The sequence below is a fragment of the Rhodococcus (subgen. Prescottella) equi genome (assembly GCF_003013675.1).
Lineage (GTDB): Bacteria > Actinomycetota > Actinomycetes > Mycobacteriales > Mycobacteriaceae > Prescottella > Prescottella equi.
Genome location: NZ_CP027793.1, coordinates 196,278 through 217,605, shown reverse-complemented (window position 1 = coordinate 217,605; position 21,328 = coordinate 196,278). Strand labels below are relative to the sequence as shown.

16 protein-coding genes are annotated in these 21,328 nt (G+C 68.4%); 1 reads left to right on the top strand and 15 read right to left on the bottom strand.

Annotated features, from left to right (window positions below; all coding sequences use genetic code 11):
- Positions 1–168: 168 nt before the first annotated feature.
- The 12 genes from C7H75_RS00955 to C7H75_RS00900 form a co-directional block, all read right to left on the bottom strand.
- Positions 169–1,170 (bottom strand): LLM class F420-dependent oxidoreductase, encoded by a 1,002-nt coding sequence (locus C7H75_RS00955; RefSeq protein ID WP_005516313.1) that lies wholly within the window; start codon positions 1,168–1,170, stop codon positions 169–171.
- A 162-nt stretch (positions 1,171–1,332) separates the two neighbouring features.
- Positions 1,333–2,319 (bottom strand): cutinase family protein, encoded by a 987-nt coding sequence (locus C7H75_RS00950; protein ID WP_175271765.1) that lies wholly within the window; start codon positions 2,317–2,319, stop codon positions 1,333–1,335.
- Between the two features lie 6 nt (positions 2,320–2,325).
- Positions 2,326–2,883, bottom strand: a complete 558-nt coding sequence (locus tag C7H75_RS00945; protein WP_013414513.1) for a DUF732 domain-containing protein — start codon at positions 2,881–2,883, stop codon at positions 2,326–2,328.
- A 115-nt stretch (positions 2,884–2,998) separates the two neighbouring features.
- On the bottom strand, positions 2,999–4,888 hold the full coding sequence (locus C7H75_RS00940) for an alpha/beta hydrolase-fold protein (protein ID WP_013414512.1): 1,890 nt from the start codon (positions 4,886–4,888) through the stop codon (positions 2,999–3,001).
- 215 nt (positions 4,889–5,103) lie between these two features.
- Complete coding sequence (locus tag C7H75_RS00935; RefSeq protein WP_005516318.1) at positions 5,104–6,102, bottom strand: alpha/beta hydrolase; 999 nt, start codon at positions 6,100–6,102, stop codon at positions 5,104–5,106.
- Positions 6,103–6,393: 291 nt separating this feature from the next.
- On the bottom strand, positions 6,394–8,310 hold the full coding sequence (locus tag C7H75_RS00930; RefSeq protein WP_084925054.1) for an arabinofuranosyltransferase AftB family protein: 1,917 nt from the start codon (positions 8,308–8,310) through the stop codon (positions 6,394–6,396).
- Positions 8,288–9,193: a decaprenyl-phosphate phosphoribosyltransferase gene (locus tag C7H75_RS00925; protein WP_005516321.1), complete on the bottom strand. Its 906-nt coding sequence runs from the start codon at positions 9,191–9,193 to the stop codon at positions 8,288–8,290. The genes C7H75_RS00930 and C7H75_RS00925 overlap by 23 nt, the downstream gene beginning before the upstream one ends.
- A complete protein-coding gene (locus tag C7H75_RS00920) occupies positions 9,190–9,705 on the bottom strand; it encodes a phosphatase PAP2 family protein (RefSeq protein WP_022593358.1) in 516 nt (171 codons plus the stop codon). The genes C7H75_RS00925 and C7H75_RS00920 overlap by 4 nt, the downstream gene beginning before the upstream one ends.
- On the bottom strand, positions 9,689–11,539 hold the full coding sequence (locus C7H75_RS00915; RefSeq protein WP_084848820.1) for a glycosyltransferase: 1,851 nt from the start codon (positions 11,537–11,539) through the stop codon (positions 9,689–9,691). The genes C7H75_RS00920 and C7H75_RS00915 overlap by 17 nt, the downstream gene beginning before the upstream one ends.
- Positions 11,536–12,753, bottom strand: a complete 1,218-nt coding sequence (gene glf / locus C7H75_RS00910) for a UDP-galactopyranose mutase (RefSeq protein WP_005516324.1) — start codon at positions 12,751–12,753, stop codon at positions 11,536–11,538. Before glf ends, C7H75_RS00915 begins: the two co-directional genes overlap by 4 nt.
- A gap of 82 nt (positions 12,754–12,835) precedes the next feature.
- The gene (locus C7H75_RS00905; protein ID WP_084979210.1) at positions 12,836–13,594 is read right to left on the bottom strand and encodes a MerR family transcriptional regulator; all 759 of its coding nucleotides are present in this window, start codon (positions 13,592–13,594) and stop codon (positions 12,836–12,838) included.
- Positions 13,595–13,737: 143 nt separating this feature from the next.
- Positions 13,738–15,447 (bottom strand): SpoIID/LytB domain-containing protein, encoded by a 1,710-nt coding sequence (locus C7H75_RS00900; RefSeq protein ID WP_106850835.1) that lies wholly within the window; start codon positions 15,445–15,447, stop codon positions 13,738–13,740.
- Positions 15,448–15,820: 373 nt separating this feature from the next.
- Here C7H75_RS00900 and C7H75_RS00895 point away from each other — a divergent pair, with 373 nt between their 5' ends.
- Positions 15,821–17,866, top strand: a complete 2,046-nt coding sequence (locus C7H75_RS00895; RefSeq protein WP_106850834.1) for an N-acetylmuramoyl-L-alanine amidase — start codon at positions 15,821–15,823, stop codon at positions 17,864–17,866.
- A gap of 76 nt (positions 17,867–17,942) precedes the next feature.
- Here C7H75_RS00895 and C7H75_RS00890 read toward each other — a convergent pair whose 3' ends face one another.
- From C7H75_RS00890 to C7H75_RS00880, 3 genes are all read right to left on the bottom strand, one after another.
- The gene (locus C7H75_RS00890) at positions 17,943–18,767 is read right to left on the bottom strand and encodes a Cof-type HAD-IIB family hydrolase (RefSeq protein WP_013414504.1); all 825 of its coding nucleotides are present in this window, start codon (positions 18,765–18,767) and stop codon (positions 17,943–17,945) included.
- Between the two features lie 81 nt (positions 18,768–18,848).
- Positions 18,849–19,607, bottom strand: coding sequence for a lysophospholipid acyltransferase family protein (locus C7H75_RS00885; protein WP_106850833.1), 759 nt, complete (start codon positions 19,605–19,607; stop codon positions 18,849–18,851).
- Between the two features lie 119 nt (positions 19,608–19,726).
- Positions 19,727–21,262, bottom strand: coding sequence for an Ig-like domain-containing protein (locus C7H75_RS00880; protein ID WP_106850832.1), 1,536 nt, complete (start codon positions 21,260–21,262; stop codon positions 19,727–19,729).
- Positions 21,263–21,328: the final 66 nt, after the last annotated feature.

Below are 21,328 nucleotides of genomic sequence, written 5' to 3'. Positions count from 1 at the left end.
GCGGATTCATCGTTAGTTCTCTGTTTCGTCGGTCGTGGCCTGCTTCTTGTCGTTGCCCGTGACTACCCTTTCCCTTTGTAGCCACTCGCAACTTGCGGGACGTAGACGACACGCCTACGAGTCGGTCCATCGACTCGAAACCAGCAACATGTTACAGATGCGCATCGTCTACTCGCCCCGGAGCAATGGGATCACCGGCGCGAATGCTTCCATCTGAGTCGGAAAGACGCCCACATATGACATCGACGTCTTCTCCCGCACGTTACGGATCTGATCTGCGATCTCTTCGTGCGTGCCGATCGCCAGGTACGGCGAGTCGAGGAGCTCCTGCACCGACAACGTGGTGTCGACCTCGATGTTCGGCGGAAAACCCTGGTCGAGTGCGGCCAGCGCCATCTCGGCGGCCTGCTCCCGGTCGTCGGTGACCATGATCGTGGTGATGGTCCAGTTCAGCTCGATGTCGTCGAACCGGTCGCCGGCGGCGTCGCGGATCCGTTCGACCCGCTCGATGGTCTTCTCCATCGTGATACCCGACAGCAGAAGACGACCGTCCTTACTGGTGGGTGTTGCCACCGAGATGATGTCGGCGTACTTGGCTGCCAGGGCCAGCATCCTGGGGCCTCCGCCACCGACCGCGATCGGCGGACGCGGGCCCTGCCGCGGACGGGGACTGCCCTTGAGGCCGCTGATCCGGTAGTGCTCGCCCTCGAAGTTGCACTCCTGGCCACGCAGCAGCGTGTCCAGAATCTGCAGGGACTCCTCGAGTTTCGCAATTCGGACACCGGGGCGTTCGTACTCGATGCCGCCCTTGTCGAACTCTTCCTTCATCCATCCGGCACCGATGCCGAGTTCCAGACGGCCGCCCGAGAGGACGTCGATCGTGGCGGCATCCTTGGCGAGCACCGCGGGATGCCGGAACCCGTTCGCGAGAACGGCGGTGCCCAGTCGGATCCTGTCCGTCGCGACGGCGAGCGCGCCGAGTGCCGCGATCGGCCCCACCTGGTTGCCCAGGTGATCGGGGATCATGAAGCTGTCGTAGCCCAACTCCTCGGCCTTCTGCGCGAGCTTGAGAAATCGACGAGCACCACCCTCTTCGGCATTACCCTCGCCGCCGGCCGCGAACCGGAACTTGCGCGGCGCGCAGACGTCCGAGACGTCGGTGGAACCCATCAAAGCCTTCTTCCTCGTTCACGCATGCAGCCCCCTGCCTGTTCCGGCACAACCAATCAAGCATAGGGATCCACCCCCTTGACCCGTGATCGGGTCGCGAGCACGGACATTACCGCTCGTGAGGCTACTGAGGAGTCGGTTCGGCCTACGACTTTCGGCGGATCACTCGTGCGCAGGCGCTGGAGCTGCGTCGATCTTGTCCGCGGCCCAGTTCGTGATCCATTGCGTGGCGGTCGTGCCGTTGCCGTCCACGACGAATGTGTTGTACATCGCATGGATCGGATTGTTGTAGTACTCGGTCAACCTCGACGCGCTGCTGAGCCAGTTGCCGACCTTGAGCGCCTCTGCGGGTGCGTCGCAGATTCCGTCGCTGGGGGCACAGATCTGGACCGCGCGATCCGCCAGCGCTCCGAAGCCTCCCGGCCGCACACCGGTCATCGTGATCCCGGGCAGCTTCAGCCCCGCGAGCGACAGCTCCGCACCGACACCGGCGACCGGCGGCCCGATCGTCGGCGCGGCGGCGGGATCACGCCTGCCGTCGGCGATCACGCCGACGCCCAGCACCAGATCCGGCGACACCGGGCCGTCCCCGGCGCCGATCCGCGCCGCGACATCGCCCGCGATCACGGCGCCCTGCGAGAAGCCCGTCAACAGATACGTCGTGAGCGGGCACTCCGCGTGCCGGCGCTCGATGAGGTCGATCGTCGCCGCGGTCCCGGCCGCACGCGAATTGTTGTACGACTCCTGGCCGTCCGGCGGGAGCGCGATCGGATTGGAGAACTGCGCGACGTACGGGACCGTGTAGACGTCGGCGCGGTCCGGCGAGAAGCGCTCCTGCAGCGGCCGGGTCACGTTGAGCATGAGCGACGCGGGATTGGCCGTCGGGTTGTACGGGTCGTCGGCAGCGTTGGACTCCCACGTGCCGGGCACCGAGATCACCTGGACGTCGGGGCAGTCCGCCGGCTGGGCCGCCGGTGGCGTCGGACCCGGCGGTGTCGGCGGCCCCGGCTCGGGCACTCGCCCGGCCAGCAGGTACCACACCGCCACGACGACTAGCACCAGGATCGTCGCGAACACTGCGACGATCCCGAAGCGCCTACGCCCCCGGTTCTTCCCGACCTTCCGCGTTCCGCGGCCGCTCACACTCACGCGCGGCTACCGGCAGTACTCGGCCTGGGCGACCTGAATGTAGATCCCCGCGTTCTTGCCGGCCTGCTCGGGCGTGATGTCCTGGCCCGACGCGGTCGCCTCGCTGCCGACGGCGGCCGTGACGAACGTGGAGATCTCCTCGTTGGAGCTGCCCTGTTCCTTCGCGGCACAGATGTAGTCGGCGGTCGAGACGGCGATCTGGCCGTCACCGGCGGGCGTGATGCCCTCCTTCTTCAGACCGTCCAGGAATGCCTGACCGCGCGGGTCGATCGGCACCTCGGTGGGGCCGGGGAAACCGCTCGGCACAGGCTGCTGCTGCTCGACGGCGTCGGTCGTGGCCTGGCTGCCGCCGCCGGAGGGAGCGGGCGTAGCGGCGTCACCCGTCGTCTTGCTCGACGGCGCCTTGGTGGTGGTGGACGCGACGGCGGACGTGGTCGACGGCTCCCCCGTGGCCGACGAATCGTCGTCGCCGCAGGCGACCAGCAGCCCGCCGGCGGCGACTACGAGCGCGCTAGTCACGACGGTGCGTGCGAGCGCGGAACGGGTACGGGAGAAGTGCGACATGTCAGTCCTCGAGTTTGCTGTGTCGAAACAATGTCTTGAAACAGGCTACATACGATGCGGGGCGGCGCCCGGATCCTCCGATCCGGTCACCGCCCCGCGCGTAGTCGGACCATCGTCAGGCGATGGTCGCCTTTCCGTCCTTGACGGTGATGACGCCGTGCTGGAACTTCTGCTGCACGCCGCCCGGAACGTCGAACTGGTCGCTGATCGGGTAGCCCAGTCGTCCGTTCTCGTAATTCTCCTTCGCCCAGGCGTCGAAGATCGGGCCGTTCTTCACCGACCAGGCACCGCTCGCCGGGCTCCAGTAGATGTTGCCGCCCTGGAAGCGGTTGAAGGCGCCGAAGTCCCGGATACCGATCTCATTGGTCAGCGGCAGACCGAGCCAGCCGCCCTCCCAGCCGAGTTCGCCGTACTTCTTGATGATCAGACCCTGGACCGAGTGCGTACCCGTCGGCTCGCTCCAGTACATCGAACCGATCTCGAAGTCCTGGACCAGGCCGTCCTTGCCCTGCAGCTTCTTCTGGTCGGCCCTCGGGTAACCGAGCGGGCCCGTCTCGTAGCCCTGCTTGACCCACTCGTCCCTGATCGGGCCGCTCACCGCGTGGGCGCCGGTCTGCGGCGTCCAGTAGATCGAGCCCTTCTGGAAGTGGTTGAAGCGGCCGCGGCCGTCGGGGGTGCCGTTCTCCGGGGTGGTCGGGAACCCGAGCGCGCCGCCCGGTCCGTTCGCGCCCTGGTAGGCGCCGCCGATACGTCCCGCGACGGGCTGTGCGCCCGAGCCCTGCGAGAAGAAGATGCGTCCGAAGCGGAAGTCCTGCGCGACGCCGCCGGGCACCGAGTACTCGCCGGTGAGGCAGTCGCCGAGCCAGTTGTTGCCGTTCGCGACCGGCGCGATCGCACCGCCCACGCCGCAGCCCGGCTTGTCGGCGTCGACGCCGATCGCCTGGGCGAGCTGGGGCCACAGCTGGTGCAGCTCGAACTCCCAGTACGGCCACGAATGCGTGCCCGACGGACGGTAGTTGACCGTCGCGGGGATGTTCAGCTTGCGCAGCTTGGTGGTGAACGTCTGCGACGTCAGACGCGACAGGATCTCGAGACCCATACCCGCGTAGTTGGTGCTGATGCCCGGGATGCCGGACGGCTGGTCGTACGGGCCGGTGGTGCCACTACCGCTGGAGACGTAGAGGCTCATGCCCTTCAGCTTGTCGGCCAGCAGGTACGGATCGTGGGCGGCCCACGCGTCGTTGGTGGGGTTGCCCCACATCGCGTCGGCGTCGTAGCCGCCGGCGTCGCTCATCGCGTAGGAGATGGCCTGCGGCATACCGAGCGTGGTGGTCGTGAGGATGCCCGACAGCGAGCCCGCGAACTTGAAGAAGCCGGGGTTGCGTGCCGACAGCATCATCGCGGACGTGCCGCCCATCGACAGACCGACGACGCCACGCGTCTGCGTGGTGCGCCACTCGTTCTCGAGGATCGGCGGAAGTTCCTTGGTGAGGAACGTCTCCCACTGGTAGTTGTGGCCGTTGTTCTGGTCGAGCCAGTCGGCGTAGAAGCTGGACTGGCCGCCGATCGGCATCACGACGTTGACGTTCTTGTCCGCGTAGAAGGCCTCGGCGTCGGTCTCGAGCGTCCAGCCGTTCTCGTCGTCCCGCGCTCGCATGCCGTCGAGCATGTAGACGGCGGGGAACTTGGCGTCGGGCTTGGCGTTCCAGTCGCGCGCGAGGAGCAGCTGCACCTGGATCGGGACACCCATCGACGGCGAGTTCACCCACACCGCGACGCGACGGTCGGTGAGCCAGTCGACCTTGCTGATGGTTCCCGGCGCACCCGCCTGCACGGTGGCGGTGCCACCGGGGGTGCCGAGGGACTGTGCACCGGCGGTACCGACCGAGGTGATGCCCGCCGCGATCGGCATGACAAGCGCGGCTGCGGCGACGCTGAGCGCCCTCCTTCGCCACCTACCTTCGGTGCCGGCGCGGTACGACGACCGCTCGAGACCTGATCGCATGGGGACAACTCTCCTTCGTCGTGGCGGGCGCCCCTCGGGGCCGAGAACGTCGCTTCCTTACTACACGGCGGAAGGGACGATGCGGGGTTGCCTCGCTGGGGCGGTAAGTGAATTTTTCGATCCGGGCCGGGCGCAGTCACCTGCGCCCGAACGCGGGACGCCTTCCCCCGCACGAGCTGTGCGGGGGAAGGCGTCTCACGTCACGTCATGGGATGTCACCACGCGTTCAGAGTGTTCAGGATCTGGCCGCGGGCCTTCCACAGTTCCTCGGACCAGTAGCCCCACGCGTGGGTGCCGTTGGCCGGGAAGCTGTAGGTCGCGGGGATCTTCAGCGAGGCGAGCTTGAGCTGGAAGGCGCGAGTGTTGACCAGCGACAGCGCCTCCAGGCCCATCGCGTTCGCGGCGTTGTAGTAGTCGATCGCCTTCTTCGGGTTGTCGTACTTGCCCGGCAGGCCACTGGCGGCCGAGATGTACATCGACAGGCCCTCGAGCTTGGGCGCGAACACGAACGGGTCGTTGCGCAGCCAGTTCGGGCTCCACGGCGGACCCCACATCGAGTCGACGTTGTAGCGGCCCGCGTCGAGCATCGCGATGCGGATCGCCTCACGCATGCCGGGCGCCGAGATGTGCAGGTAACCGGAGAGCGAGCCGGCGAACTTGAACTGATCGCGGTGGTACGCAGCGAGAGTGAGGGCCGCCGAGCCACCCATCGAGAGTCCGAGGACGCCGTTGTTGGTCCGCGAGACGCCACGGGTCTCGAGGTAGGCGGGAAGTTCCTCGGTCAGGAACGTCTCCCACTTGTAGGTGATCTTCTGCCCGTTGAAGTTGCTGGGCGCGTACCAGTCCGTGTAGAAGCTCGACTGTCCGCCGACCGGCATCACGAGAGTGAGGTTGTCGAGGCGGTACTGCTCGAGCGCGTTGGTCTCGAAGGTCCACGCGTTCGCGTCGTCGCGGGCCCGCAGGCCGTCGAGCAGGTAGAGGGCAGCGTCGCCACCCCGTGCGGCCCACTGGATCTGAACCTTGATCGGGCCCATGCTCGAGTCGACGAAGACTTCCTCGTATCCGCCGGCCGGGGCACGGTGCACGGCAGGCGCTGCCGTTGCGACGGCCGTGCCGGCGATTCCGGCAACCACCGGCAGGACCAGCGCTGCGGCGGACACACCGAGCAGGCGCTGCTTGAGGCGCCGGGTAAGCCTCTGTCGATCAAAACGCATGGATACTGCTCTCTCTTCGTCTTCGTCCGCGGCACCGCTCGAGGAGCGTGCCGACCCGATTCCGTCGGGGAAGCAGGGCCGCACCACCGCAAGGGAGATAACGATCCTGTTTCAGGTCACACTGCGCTCGGAGGACTTTATGTCACGCGGTGCACATAGACAAATGCCCTCGAAACGACAACGGCGGCATCCGATGCCGCCGTCGCGCCACTGGATGATCATCGACTCCGGTGGGCTCGGCGTTACACAAAAGAGACAAATCCGCTGGTCCGACACGACGGTCGGCGGCGATCAGGGCTGCGGAACCTCGAGACCGCACCGCTGGATCTCGTAGGCCGGCACCCGGTCGATCCGGTAGTCGGCGAACTCGAACGACCGGCGGAGGTTCTGCTTGAATCGCGCCCACGTCAGGTCCGCCCGGTACGAGGCGAGCAGGTCCTGGGTCTGCGGGCAGGTCAGTGCCACCCGGGCGTCGGCCACCCAGCGCTCGTCCATGAACGGCGGGATCCACGGGTGCAGTCCGACCATGCCGGCGTCGGCGACGATCCAGTCCGGCGCGAGATCCTTGTCGTGACCGATGCGCCCGTCCTCGATTCGATCGGTGTGCGCCGCAATCGGGTTCGCCAGGCCGATGTTGTCGAGAACCCGCACGTCGAGCGAGGTGTTCATCGACGCCATCCCCAGCATCGGGAAGAAGACGGTGTGCCCGGCGCCGCCCTCCGGCGGCACACCCGGGGGCGGAACGACGTACATGAAGTCGTGGTTGCCGGCGGAGATGACGACGCCGCCGTTGGGGCTGGCGGCGATCGACTCGGCGATGGCCCGGACCCGCGGGAAGTCGAGGTAGTCCTCGGCGCGGATGGGGTGCGCGTGGCCGGTTTCGAGCGAGTAGAACGCCCGCTCGTCGACGATTCCGTTGCGGCCCACGACGGTGCCGTTCGGCATGCCGTCGGAGTTCGCCGCCCACAGCGCCCATCCGACGACGCCCGCCCACGTCGCCAGCGACACGACACCGACGATCATCGCGCGGCGGTCCTCCCGATCGCGGCGGGTCGGAAGTCGCACCGGCACGACGGCAACGGGGAGCAGTAGGCAGAAGAGGGCGGGCAGCAGCGTCCGGCCGTGCATGAAGTCGCCACCGACGCGAATCGAGTACGCCGCGGACACGATCCCACTGCCGAGCATGAAAGCCACCGCGGCACCGGGACTGCGCAGCCAGGTCCGGAACCGGTGCACGCGCGAGGAGTGCGCAGAATCGGGGGCGGCGGGCTCCCGGGAGGGGACCGGACGGCGCAGGAGCCAGACGACGAGCCCGGCGACGCACAGGAGCAGGATCGGGACCCACAGCTTGTAGGGGTCGACCAGGTTCTGCAGGTATTCGAAGCCCTTGCCCCACTTGGAGCCGCCGGCTTCCTTCGTCACCGCGGTGTTCGGGTAGGGCAGCCCGTAGTAACCCATGCGGAAGATCTGGTACGCCACCGGCACCGCACCGGCGACGACGATCACGGCCACCCTGAGCCGTGGGCTCATGCCGGTGGCCAGTAGCACCATCAGGAGCGCCCCGGCACCGAGCAACGCCATCTCCGGCCGAACCAGCGGTGCCAGTCCGGCGACGAAGGCCAGCACCAGGATCGACGACGTCGACGGCGCGGACGCCTGCGCCCACCGCAACAGCAACAGCGACAGCAGGGCGATCCAGAAGATGACCAGGCAGGTTTCCAGCCCGGACGTTGCGAAGTCACGCGCGGGGACCAGCGCGATGTAGACCAGCGCGCCGGCAGGCAGCAGCACGGTGGGGCCGGACATCCTGCCCCGGTAGAGCCGCCGCGCCGTGACCATCGCCAGCACGATCGCCGATGTGGAGAGCACGAGCGCGATGCCGAGCACCACGTATTCGAGCCGAGCCTGGGTCACCCATCCGACGACGTAGACGAGGTACGTCCACAACGTGCTGGTGTTCGCCTCGACCCGCTCGCCCGCGTTGAACACGGGGCCGTTGCCGGCCAGCAGATTGCGGACCGTGCGCAGCACGATCAGCCCGTCGTCGGCGATCCACCGTCGCTGCCACGCCCCCCACGCGAAGAGGAGCGCCGTCAGCGCGACACCGCCGACGAAGACCGCACGCGAGATCCGCTCCCCCAGGGGGCGCGACTCGGTGTCGGTCTCGTCGGCGGCAGAAGTCGGCTCAGACGAGGTAGACAGCGACACCTACTACTCCGATCCAGGCAATCGCGAGGAACTGGAGCACCCGGTCACCCAGTGCAATTTCTTCCGGTTCGCCCGCCTCGCCACCGTCGACGTCGACCGCGTAGCGGAGGATCGCGATCGTGAAGGGCACCATCGAGATGGCGAACCAGTTGGTGTCGTTGGCGCGATCCTGCTCGAACGCCCACAGGCCGTAGCAGATCACGACCGCGGTCGCGGACAACGTCCACACGAACCGCAGGTAGGTGCCGGTGTAGTACTCGAGCGACTTGCGGATCTTCGCACCGGTGCGCTCCGCGAGCTGCAGCTCGGCGTACCGCTTGCCGGCCGCCATGAACAGCGAACCGAACGCCATGATCAGCAGGAACCACTGCGACAGCGGGATCTCGGCGGCGACGCCACCGGCGATCGCGCGCAGCAGGAAGCCGGACGAGACGATGCAGATGTCGAGCACGGCCTGGTGCTTGAGCCCGAAGCAGTACGCCAGCTGGATCCCGATGTACACGGCCATGACCACGGCCAACTGCCAGTTCGCGACGAACGACAGCAGGATCGAGCCGGCGAGCAGCACGACCGCCATGGCGTACGCCATGTTGACCGGCAGCACACCGGCCGCGATGGGCCGGTAACGCTTGGTCGGGTGCGCGCGGTCGGCCTCGACGTCCATTGCGTCGTTGACGAGATAGATGCCGGACGCGGCCATGCAGAACACGACGAACGCGAGCGCGACCGGCAACAGCACGTCGGCTTCGGTGACGGACCCGGCCGCGAGAGGCGCGGCGAGGACGAGCACGTTCTTGACCCACTGACGCGGGCGGACGGCTTTGACGATGCCGCCGGCCAGGGTCTTCGGGGGCCCGGTGACGACTGCAGGCTCCTCGCTCATTTCACTCCAAACTTCTGCTCGGCCCGCAGCACGGCAGCCGCGGACACGGCGCCGAGTGCCGACCCCGCGAGCACGTCGGTCGGGTAGTGCACTCCGAGAACGAGGCGTGAGAGCAGCATCGGCGGGATCAGTACCGCAGGCAAGGGTAGCCCGGTGAGCCGGCCGAGCAGCACTGCCGCCGCGGTCGTGGACGTGGCGTGCGACGACGGGAAGCTCAGCTTGCTCGGCGTCGACACGTTGACCTGGACGGACGGGTCGTTCGGGCGGGGACGGCGGACGACGCGCTTGATGACGATCGACGCCGCGTGCGCACCGAGGGCGCCGACGGCGACACCTGCCCAGCGGCGGCGGCGCGGCTTGTCGAGCGCGGCGCCGACACCGGCGACGGCGACCCAGCCGAGGGCGTGCTCACCGAAGTGCGACATGCCCCGCGCGGCCTTGACGACCGCCGGCGCGGCGCCGATGGTGCCCTGGACGGTCTGCAGGATCCGGACCTCAGATGCCGAAGACACGTTCCCACCTTTCCTTGCTGGTCAGGTCCGGCGCTGCGGCACGGTACTCACGGGCGAGCTCGGGGAACCGCTCGGCCAGTTCCCGGCGCAGGCGCAGCGCCTCCTTGAACAGGCGCGCGGCAACCTTGGGGTCTCGCTTGCGGTAGACGACGCCACGACCGTCGGCCGTCGTGACGGTGACACCGTCGACCTGCGACAGCAGGAACCAGCGGGCGTCGAGCGTCGGGACGTTCAGCTGCGGCGTGTCGAGGTGCTCACGCTTGGTCTTCTTGACGTTGTGGACCAAACCCTTGACCAGGCGGGTGGCGATGGCCACCTTGCCCGTGGGCAGGCCGACGTCGCCGACGTCGGCGCGCGAGGGCTCGGGCAGGCTGGTCGACGACGGCAGCACCACGGCGTCGGGGTACTGCTTGCGGAGCGCGTGGACGGTGCCAAGCGCGGTGGGCAGCAGGTCGGCAACGTGCTCGGGCCCGGCGAGGAAGTCCTCGATCGCGAGGTTCTGGATCGCGACCGTCGAGTACTCGAGGCACATCAGATGCTTGACGGTGGCCTTGACCGTGTGGCGGACCAGGCCGGTGATGCTGTCCGGCATGTGCAGCGCGGCGACGACGAGGCGGTTCCGGAGGTGGAAGTACGCCTGCCAGTCGATGGCGTCGTCCTTGTCGCTCCACGCCATGTGCCAGATCGCGATGCCGGGCACCGTGACCGTGGGGTAGCCGGCGCGATGGGCGCGCAGCGCGTACTCCCAGTCGTCCCACTTGATGAAGAGCGGCATCGGGAGCCCGATCTCCTCCGCGCACACGCGCGGAATCATGCACATCCACCAGCCGTTGCCGTCGACATCGATCCGGCGGTGCAGGTTCTTCGAGTGCTCGCGGTCGCTGAGCGGATACCGGGAGAAGTCGTGGTCGTACTCGGCGTTCGGCGCTCCGGCCCACATCGTGACGGAGCGGTCGATGACCTCGCCCATGGTGTGCAGGTGGCTGCGCTCCTGCAGGTTGAGCATCTGACCGCCGACGAGCATCGGGCTCTTCGCGAACCGCGACATCGCGAGCGCGCGCAGGATCGAATCCGGCTCGATCTCGATGTCGTCGTCCATGAACAGGATGTACGGGCTGTCGGTCGTCTTCAGCGCCTCGTACATGATGCGGCTGTAGCCACCGGAACCGCCGAGGTTGCCCTGGTCGTGGATGGCCAGGCGGTCCCCGAGGATCGCCGCGGCCTCCGCGAAACCGGGTTCGTCGCGCACCTTGCGGGTGCCCTGGTCCGGCATGATGACGGCGTCGATCACGTCGAGCACGAGCGGGTCGGACGCCAGCGCGGCGAGCGCCTTGACGGCGTCGGTGGGGCGGTTGAACGTGGGGATACCGACGGCGACGCGCCCCTCACCGGGAGCGTCCACCGGTGCGTGCCAACCGGCGCCGATCAGTTCCACCTCGGTGTCGGTGGTGATGTCGAACCAGATCCAACCGCCGTCCTCGAACGGGCCCAGATCCACCTCGAACTCGAGCGCGCCTTCGCGGAACTCCTTGCCTTCCACGTGGATTCGCGAGCCGTCCGCCTTGGAGCGGTAGACGTCGACGCGGCAGTGCCCGGTCAGCTCCAGTCGCAGCAGGACGGACTCGAGCACCGTCCACCGACGCCAGTAGCTGGCCGGGAACGCATTGAAGTAGCTGCAGAACGACACCTCGGACTCGGCACCGATCGACAGCGACGTGCGCGACGTCGCGTGCGCCCGCCGGGCATTGGTCGTCGACTCCTCGGCGTAGAGGCTGCGGACGTCGAGCGGCTCGCCGGGCCTGGGCAGCAGGACCCGCTGGAGCAGCGCACTCACGCGAGCTCTCCGGCCAGCGGCGCGCCGGACTCAAGGTGCGGCCGCAGCGTGTTGTCGAACATCGACAGCGCGCTGGCGATGGCCATGTGCATGTCGAGGTACTGGTAGGTGCCCAGGCGTCCGCCGAACAGCACCTTCGACTCCGCGGCCTCGGCCTTGGCGCGCACCCGGTAGGCCTCGAGCTTGGCCCGGTCCTCGGGGGTGTTGATCGGGTAGTACGGTTCGTCGCCGTTCTCCGCGAACCGGGAGAACTCGCGCATGATGACCGTCTTGTCCGTGGGGTAGTCCCGCTCCGGGTGGAAGTGGCGGAACTCGTGGATGCGGGTGAACGGCACGTCGGCGTCGTTGTAGTTCATGACCGGGGTGCCCTGGAAGTCGCCGGTCGGCAGGACCTCGGTCTCGAAGTCGAGGGTGCGCCAGCCCAGCTCGCCCTCGGCGTAGTCGAAGTAGCGGTCCAGCGGTCCGGTGTACACGACCGGGGCGTCGGGGCTGGCGGCGCGGATGTCGTCGCGGACGTCGAACCAGTCGGTGTCCAGCCGGACCTCGATCTTGTCGTCCTTCGCCATGTTCTCGAGCCACGCGGTGTAGCCGTCGACGGGCAGACCCTCGTAGGTGTCGTTGAAGTAGCGGTTGTCGAACGTGTACCGGACGGGCAGGCGGCTGATGTTGCCGGCGGGCAGGTTCTTCGGATCGGTCTGCCACTGCTTGGCCGTGTAGTCGCGCACGAACGCCTCGTACAGGGGGCGGCCGATCAGCGCGATCCCCTTCTCTTCGAGGTTCGCCGCTTCCTTGACGTCGAACTCGGCGGCCTGCTCGGCGATGAGCGCTCGGGCCTCGTCCGGGCTGAAGTACCGGCCGAAGAACTGCGAGACCAGGCCCAGACCCAGCGGGAACTGGTAGGCCTGGCCCTTGTGCATCGCGAAGACGCGGTGCTGGTAGCCGGTGAACTCGGTGAACTGGTTCACGTAGTCCCACACCCGCTTGTTGGACGTGTGGAACAGGTGGGCGCCGTACTTGTGGATCTCGATGCCGGTCTCGGGCTCCGCCTCGGAGTAGGCGTTGCCGCCGAGGTGGTGCCGGCGCTCGACCACTAGCACGCGCTTACCGAGCTGCGTCGCGGCCCTTTCGGCGATCGTCAGTCCGAAGAATCCGGATCCGACGATGATGAGGTCGTACTGACCTGCGGACGGCTGGGGCGCGTTTTGGGCAGTCACGGAAAACAGGGTAGGCGACTCCGTCGCCTGTGCGCCTTTCCGGTGGCGCGAACCACCGAAAAGGCGCACGGGCGCGGAGCGCCTACAGGGCCACCCCGAACGCGAGCATCGCGTCCCGTACGAACTCGGCGGTGCCTGGGCCGTGCCGGTCGTAGTGCTTCGCGAACCGCGGATCGGACACGTACATCTCCCCCAGGCCCGCGAAGGCGTCGGCGGTGGGACGCCGGTCCTGCCAGCCTGCCGCGACCCACTCGTAGTGCCGTCGGGTGATCGCCAGCACCTCGGCTGAGTCGGGTGCGAGGCCGGCCGCGTGCGCTCGCCCGAACTCGGCGGCGATGTCCAGTTGGTCCTGCTGGAAGCCGGTCTTGTCGGCATCCGACAGGGTCCGCCACCAGCGGTCGCCGCGGTCGTAGGCGTCCCGGCCCCACCGTTCGACCACTTCTTCCTCGTAGCGCGTGTGGTCGAATCCGTCGAACATCTCCTCGGCCATCAGTGGCTCTCCTCTTCTCGTCCTGTCCAGCGTGGTTCGCACCGACGCGATGCGGCGCCGCAGTCGCTCCTGCTCCTCCTCGAGCAGTTCCAGGTGCGTCGTGAGCGCGGACAGGGTGTCCATGTCTCCTGCCAGCACCTCGGCGATCGCGGTCAGCCCCAGCCCCAGATCGCGGAGCAGCAGGATCCGCTGCAGTCGCATCAGCGCCGCCTGGTCGTAGTGGCGGTAGCCGCCCGTCCCGATCCGGCTGGGGGCGAGCAGACCGATGCTGTCGTAGTGCCGCAGCGTCCGGCTCGTGGTCCCGGTGATCCGCGCGAGCTGCTGGATCGACCACTCTCCGGTCCGCTTCATGTCGCCTCCTCGGTGCGTCGGTACCACCAGCCTGCAGGTTGACGCAGCGTCAAGGTCAAGGGGAATTCCCCGCTCGACGAGAAAAGGGGCAGGGCCACCGCGCTGTGCGGTGGCCCTGCCCCTTCTCGGGTCCTGCGGATTTCCTATCCGGCGACGACGTCCGTTTCCGCCGGCGCCGGCTGCACGACGACACTCGAGTCGACGACCCGCGTGCCGAGCGCGGGCGTCCACACGATGGTGCCGCCCGCGTAGGTCCGGAACTTGCCCGATTCGTCGACCAGCATCAGCTCGGGTCCCGTCGGTTCACCCAGCGTGCCGGCCGCGCCGCCGAGTTCCCGGTACTTGGCGTCGATGGGCGACTCCTCCGCCGGGGCGGCAGCTTGCTCCACGGGAGCAGCGATGGGTTCGGCGATCGCGTCACCCGCTGCAGCAGCGAACGGGAGGGGTGCGGCCGAGCCCGGCGGCAGCGGGGGCAACGGGGGCAGGAGCGACTCCACCGACCCCGGGGTGATCTCGGGCAGCGGCGGCAACTCCGGCAGCGGCAGCGACTCGAGCGAGCCCGGCGGGAGCGGCAGGCCCGGGATCGGCCCGGGCGCGCCGGGGCCACCGACGGTGAACCAGTCCGACTTGAGCCCGAGCTTCCACCTGGCCTCGTCGCCCGAACCCTCGACGGTGCGGGCCGTTCCCACCACCTTGACGCGGGTGACGCGACCGCCGTCGGCGCCGAGGTTGTTGCGACCGATGACGTCGAAGGAGATCAGCTCGCCGACGCCGTACGCGTTCGCGATGGCTCCGGCGGTGACGGTCTGCTGCCAGTTGCGGTTCGGTGAGACGACGTCACCCTCGTCGACGACGGCCGGGAAGACGCCGCCGGCGGTGAATCCGCCCGAGGACGACGAGAACTCGGCCGCCATGATCTGGTTGCCGCGCTTGATGACGGTTCCGCTCGTGGTGCGGACGGCTTCGGTGGTCCGCCAGTCCTCGTTGGACGATCCGCGGTAGACCTGGCAGGACTGGGTGTCGCAGGTCTGCGCGTAGCCGTAGCGGCGCTCGGCCGCGGCGTACGAGCGCGCCGCGATGGCCTGCGCCCGCAGCGCCTCCCTGCCACCGGAGTCGGCCCACGACGGGATCGACTCGGAGGGAACGACACTGTAGAGATAGTCCTCCATCAGCACACGGTTCACGGTGCGCCAGGCGCCGTTGCCGTCCCGGGTGGCGTTCATCGCGCCGCGATACGGGACGTTGCCGTCGCACAGGCGCAGATGCTCGTTGGCCGGACGGTTGGCGCCGAGGTTGACCGGGTCGACCCAGGGATGGTTGGTGGAGCCCCGCCAGATTTCCCGGCCGGTGCACCCTTCGGTGACGGTGACGTCGGCACCGCCGGGCGTCGGGACGAGGTGCGCGGCCGAGTTCGGCCCGAAGTACCGGCCCGCGACGTTGAGACCGGCCTGCGCGTAGACGTCGAGGCGCTTGTCGTCACGGCCGATCAGACGTACCGCGACGAAGGGATCCGCCACCTGACCGAGCTGGGTGTTGCCGTAGTAGTGCCCGACAATGCGTTCCGCGGTCCACCCGAAGTTCTTCGCGTAGCCGTAGGCGCCGTACTGCCCCATGCCGCGGCCGTGCCCGTAGCCGTGCCCGTACAGGGTGACGGGCGTATCGGCGGCGACGGCGGGCGCGATCTCCGAGTCCGGGCCGCGATCGACGACCGTCAGCGCGACCGCGGCGCCCACGGCGAGGGCCGGCACCAGACCGAGGGCGGCGAGGCGCCCCACGGAACGCGACGGGCGCCTGCCCGGACGTCGGCGACGCAGGACACGATCTGCGGAAATGCGAAGGCGGGGGGTCGCCATAGGCTCGCTCCTCATCACTGGGTTCTGGGGGTCGTGCGGGCCTGTGCGAAGTCCGGAACGGGCGATGGAACGGGAGCGAAGCAGCCCCGACCTGCACAGTCATCAAAAGGCTCAAGCTAAGGTTGAGCGTTATGGATGTTGCGACTAGTGTGGCAACTGTGACTGCTGTTGGCAACATCCGCCACTGAAGTAACTTCAGTCACAGCAGTAACATCTGCATCACAAGTTGCAGACATCCTCGGATGAACTGTGGACTTCCTCCCGGGGGAGCCCCCAGGATTCAGTCCGAAACCGAACCGCCCGGAATCGGCCGGCCGAGAGGTCGCTCGCAGCGCACGAAGACACCCCGCGCATTACCACGAGGAGATTCGCCTTGCCGCACCGTCGACCGAAGAACTCGATAGTCCTGGCCGCAGTCGCAGCAGTCGCCGTCGCCACCCCGTTCGCTGTCCAGGCACTGAACAGCGAGCCTTCGGACGTCCTCTCGGCGAGCGATTCGGCCCCGACGATCGAGACGCAGATCGCGGAAGTCGTTCTCGCGTCCGTTCCGGACATCGTCATCCCGCTGAAGGAACTGACGGGCCTGGACCTGCCCGACCTGCGCCTCGGTGACCTGCCGCTCCCGCACGAGATCCCCCTGCCGGGTGGTGGGACGCTCACGCTTCCGTCGCTGACGCCGCTGGCACCTCCCACGGCGCCGTCGACCGCGCCCGGCGACATCGCTGCCCCCGCACCGGGCGAGGTCTCCCCGGAGACCCTCGGTGCGACGGTCAAGGAGGTCACGCAGGACACGCCGTTCTCGATGGTCGGCGTCACCGCTGCCGATCTCCAGTCGTCGGTCACCCAGTTGCGCGCGAAGCTCGCGGACGGCTCGTGGGGCGAGTGGATCACGCCGGATCTCATCGACGGCAGCAGCAACGGCAAGCAGGGCACCGAGCCGGTTTTCGTCGGCGACACGAACGCCGTGCAGATCCTCGTGACCCCGAAGGACGGCGCGGCGGGCGCTGCAGGCACCACCGAGGCGCCGGCCGTCACGGATCCCACCGACCCGGCACTCCGCGCTCCGGGTGCTGCCGAGGCTCCGGAAGCGCCGGCCGCCGAAGCGCCTGCACCGCAGGAGGAATCCGACGCAACCCAGCCGCTCGGTTACACCCCGGCCGCGGTGTCGAAGCCGCTGCGACAGGCGACGCTCACCGCGAACGACGTCGCGGCTGTGCTGATCAATCCGGGTAGCGGGCCGCAGGATGCGAACCTCGCCGACATCGCCACCCCGACCTCGGTGAACGGCGTCAACATCATCTCCCGCAAGGCGTGGGGCGCGAACGAGGGCATCCGCTGCCAGAACCCGACCTACGACGACTCCACCGGTGGCGCCACGGTGCACCACACCGCCGAGACCAACAACTACACGCGTGAGCAGTCCGCGGGCATCGTGCGCGGCATCTACGCCTACCACGCGCAGTCGCTCGGCTGGTGCGACATCGGCTACAACGTGCTGGTCGACCGCTTCGGTCAGATCTTCGAGGGTCGCTTCGGAGGCCTCGACCGTCCCGTCCAGGGCGCGCACGCCGGTGGCTTCAACGAGAACACCGTCGGTATCGCCATGATGGGCAACTTCGTGAACGAGCCGGCGCCGGCGGCGACGATCGAGTCGGTCGGCAAGTACCTGGGCTGGCGGCTCAAGCTCGCGAACCTGAACCCCAAGGGCCAGGTCACCATGTACTCCGAGGGCACGCAGTACTCGAAGTACCCGCTGGGACAGCGTGTGGTCCTGCCGACGATCTTCGCCCACCGCGATGTCGGCTACACCGAGTGCCCCGGTAGCGCCGCGTACGCCCAGATGGACCAGATCCGAAACATCGCCGCAGCCAACTACGGCGGCAACACCGGTGGTGGCGGCAGCACGCCGCCGACCAACCCCAGCAACGGCGGCGGCAACAACGGTGGCGCCAACCCGGTCGGGTCGCTCGACCTCAATGCGCAGATCCCGGCAGTGGTGAACGGCATCCTGTCGATCGCCGACTCCAACCCGATCGCGCGCCAGTGGCTCGCGATGGGCGGTAACCGCAGCATGGTCGGTGACGCGATCACCGGTCTGCTGACCACGGCCACCGGCCAGCTCTACGCGTTCTTCCAGAACGGCGGCATCTTCACTTCGCCGCTGGGCGGCGTGGTCACGATGATCGGCAAGATCTTCGAGCAGTGGACCGCAGCCGGGGGCGTGATGAGCGACATCGGCCTGCCGATCAGCGACGAGTACTCGGTGGACGGCGGCAAGCGCTCCGACTTCGAGCGCGGCTCGATGATCTTCGACGAGGTCACCGGCCAGGTCACCACGATCATGAACGACGCGGCAGCTCCGGCTGCGGCCCCCGCTCCGGCGGACGCGGTGTCCGAGGCTCCGGTCGCTATCAACTGACCGTCCCACGCAAAAGGTCTGCCCTCCACGGATTCGTGGAGGGCAGGCCTTTTTCGTTCTCGCGGGGAGCGGGAACTCAGCTCCGCCAAAGCCTTTCGAGCACCCGGGCGACGCCGTCGTCCGAGTTCGTGGCGGTGACCTCGTCGGCCGCCGCCTTCGCCTCGGGGTGTGCGTTCTCGACCGCGACGCCGTGACCGGCCATCGCCAGCATCGGGATGTCGTTGGGCATGTCGCCGAACGCGACGATGCGGTCGTGGAGCACGTCGACGTGCTGCGCCATCAGTTTCAGTCCCGACGCCTTGGTCACCCCCGGCGCCGACACCTCGATCAGGCCGTTGTTCGTCGAGTAGGTGAGATCGGCCCTCTCCCCCACCAACGGACGCAGCTTGGCGGCCATGTCGGCGCTGCTCGCTCCGGGCAGGCGGATGAGCATCTTCACGGCCGGCGCGGACAGCAGATCCTCGGGGGCCATCTCCGTGTGCTCGGGGTTGAGCCAGGCATGTTCGTAGCCCGGCGCGCTGACGAACTGCGCGGTGGCCGTGTCGTGCGCGCTGGTACCGATGCGTTCGGCCGCGAGCCCGGCCCGGGGCAGTTCGTAGTCGACGAGATCGGCCAGCCACGCGAGGGTCTCCACCGACAGGGTCGACGCACTGAGGACCCGGTCGGTGGCGGCGTCGTAGAGCACCGCGCCGTTCGCGCACACCGCGAGGGGAGCGAACCCGAGCCCGTCGACCACCGGGGCGAGCCAGCGCGGCGGTCGTCCGGTGGCCAGGACGAAAGGCGTTCCGGACTCGACGACGGCCCGTACGGCGGCGCGGGTGCGCGCGGTCACGCGTTCGTCGTCGTCGATCAGGGTGCCGTCGACATCGCTGGCGACGAGGCTGGGCAGTTCGGTGGACACCGGGCCATTCTGCCCCGTTCCGGTGACAATCGGCCCCTCCGTACGCCCGGTGAGCCCTAACTCACCGGGCCGGCCGCCGATCTACGCCCCGCCGGACTCCTTGGCGCGGCGGGCCGCAGCCTTGGCCTCGGCCTCCTCCGCATCCATCCGGTTGGCCTCCTCGAGCGTCGGGGCGCCGCCGCCGAGCCGGGCGGGCACCCAGTACTCACCGGCCGGGTGCTCGTAGTTCGCCTGCACGCCGCGGAGCAGTTCCTCCATCCGCGAATGCAGCAACGCCATCATCTCCGACGCAGGTTCGAACGGCGCGATCGGCTCGCCGACCGCGATCGAGATGGGGGTGTTCGTCCGGCCCAGACGCTTCGGGAAGCCCTTCGTCCACACCCGCTGCGAACCCCAGATCACCATCGGCACGATGGGGGTGCCGGACTCGAGTGCCATGCGCGCCGCGCCGGACTTGAACTCCTTGAGCTCGAAGCTGCGGCTGATCGTCGCCTCCGGGAACACGCCGACGAGTTCGCCGTCCCGCAGCGCCTGCACGGCTGCGCGGTACGAGTCGGCACCGGCGGCCCGGTCCACGGGAATGTGCTTCATGGCCCGCATCATCGGGCCGGACACCTTGTTGACGAACACCTCGTTCTTCGCCATGAAGCGGATGTACCGCTTGACGGCGCGGGCGGGCAGCCCGGCGTAGGTGAAGTCCATGTAGCCGGTGTGGTTGATCGCGATCACCGCGCCCCCGGTCGCGGGGATGTGCTGCTCGCCGGTGACGGTGAATTTCAGTCCCTGGCCTGCGAACACTGTGCGGGCGACGCCGATGATCGTTCGGTAGAAGGGTTCCACAGTGTGCAGCGTAGTCGGCGCGGTGTGGCCGGGCGCACTTCGCGTCGTCGGCCACGGCCCGGACACGACCGCGGTCCCCCACCGTGGTGCGGCGGGGGACCGTGGTCGCGATCAGCGGATCAGGACCCGAACATCGGTGCGCCGCCGCCGAGCGATCCGGCACTGCCGGTACCGCCGTCGCCCCCACCGGTGTCCGACCCGGTCACCTGGATCGTCTGGGGCGCCGACGAGGACCCGATCACTCCGGGGCCCCCGGAGTAGACGGCCCTGACGTCGCGCACTCCCGGCGTCGGGAAGGTGTAGGTCAACGCGGCGGCGCCGCCCGACACTGTCTGCGGAGTCCCGATCGGCGTCGCCCCGTCGTAGAACTGCACCGTGCCCGGCAACGTCGCGGGTCCCGAGACCTGCGCCGACAGTTGCACCGGCAGGCCGACCGTTGCGGATGTCGGCACGGAGAGCGTCGTCGATGTCGCGACGTCGTCGGGTGTCGGTGCAGTCACGACGACGGTGCGTGCGGGCGACGTCGACCCGACGAAGCCGCTTGCGGCGGTGAAAACCGCGACGACGCTGTGCGAGCCCACCGTCGGGAAGGTGTGTTGCAGACTCGCGACACCCCCGGACACCGGGACCGGTCCACCGATGTCGGCGCCGTTGTCGCGGAACTGCACCGTTCCCGCCGCATTCGACGGTGCGACCGTTGCGGACAGCAGCACCGACGTGTCGGTCTTGGCGTCGCTCGGCGCGGTGAGCGTCGTCGTGGTCTGGACATCCGCCGCTGTCACCGAGACCGTTCGTGGCTGCGATGTCGAGTTCGCGAAAGTCGTTGTGCCGGTGAACACCGCCGTGACGTTGCGCGAGCCGGCAGCCGGGAAGCTGTACGACATCTGGGCCTGTCCACCGGACACCTGGACCGGGGCACCGATGTTGGTGCCGTTGTCGCGGAACTGGACGGAACCGGTGGCGGTCGGCGGTGTCACGCCGGCAGTCAGCGTCACCGGCGTTCCGGCGACCGCGGTGGCCGGAGCTGTCACGGTGGTCGACGTGACGACCGGCTCGACCGAGACGGCCAGGTTCGACATCGGGTTGAAGGCTTGATAGCTCGAGAACGCGAAGATGTCGAAGCCCATTCCGGTGGAGCGTGGTCCGGGTTGAGCGTTGTCCGCGACCTTGTAGGTGAACGTGAGCGTCGGGTTCTTGCTGCCGTTGCCCTGCCCCGGTATGAGGCCCAGTGCGAGGGTGGCGTCCGTCCACTTGATCGTCACGGAGCCGTTGGTCGGATTCTGCACGGCGGCACCGTCGTACAGGGACGGACCGTTCAGGTTCGCCCCGGCGCCCCGCCACACGTTGCCGCTGACGCCCTGGAACACGTAGCCGGCGGGCGGGAAGTCGGTCAGGTTCTCCAGATACCGGTCCACGCTCAACAACCCGGACGACGTCTTGAACGTGATGGTGGACGTGACGGTCTCACCGGGATGCGCGACGGCAGGGCTCACCGTCTTGGTGGCGATGATGTTGTCGGTCGTGACGGTTTGCGACACCGTTGCGGCCGAGGCGCTTCCGGCTCCCCACAGGACCTGGCCGGCGGCTACGGCGCTGGCGGCCAAAGCCCCTGCCACGACTGTCGACACCAGTCGTCGCGTGAAGGATCGGCTCACTGGCACTCCTCTCTTCGCAGGAGAGTGCGGACCGGGGATGACGCGTGCCGGAACCGCGCTCAGGAG

Coding starts and splice junctions, on each gene's coding strand:
- C7H75_RS00955 (WP_005516313.1), bottom strand. CDS start 1,170: ATGGGTTCCACCGACGTCTCGGACGTCTGCGCGCCGCGCAAGTTCCGG.
- C7H75_RS00945 (WP_013414513.1), bottom strand. CDS start 2,883: ATGTCGCACTTCTCCCGTACCCGTTCCGCGCTCGCACGCACCGTCGTG.
- C7H75_RS00940 (WP_013414512.1), bottom strand. CDS start 4,888: ATGCGATCAGGTCTCGAGCGGTCGTCGTACCGCGCCGGCACCGAAGGT.
- C7H75_RS00935 (WP_005516318.1), bottom strand. CDS start 6,102: ATGCGTTTTGATCGACAGAGGCTTACCCGGCGCCTCAAGCAGCGCCTG.
- C7H75_RS00925 (WP_005516321.1), bottom strand. CDS start 9,193: ATGAGCGAGGAGCCTGCAGTCGTCACCGGGCCCCCGAAGACCCTGGCC.
- C7H75_RS00905 (WP_084979210.1), bottom strand. CDS start 13,594: ATGAAGCGGACCGGAGAGTGGTCGATCCAGCAGCTCGCGCGGATCACC.
- C7H75_RS00900 (WP_106850835.1), bottom strand. CDS start 15,447: ATGGCGACCCCCCGCCTTCGCATTTCCGCAGATCGTGTCCTGCGTCGC.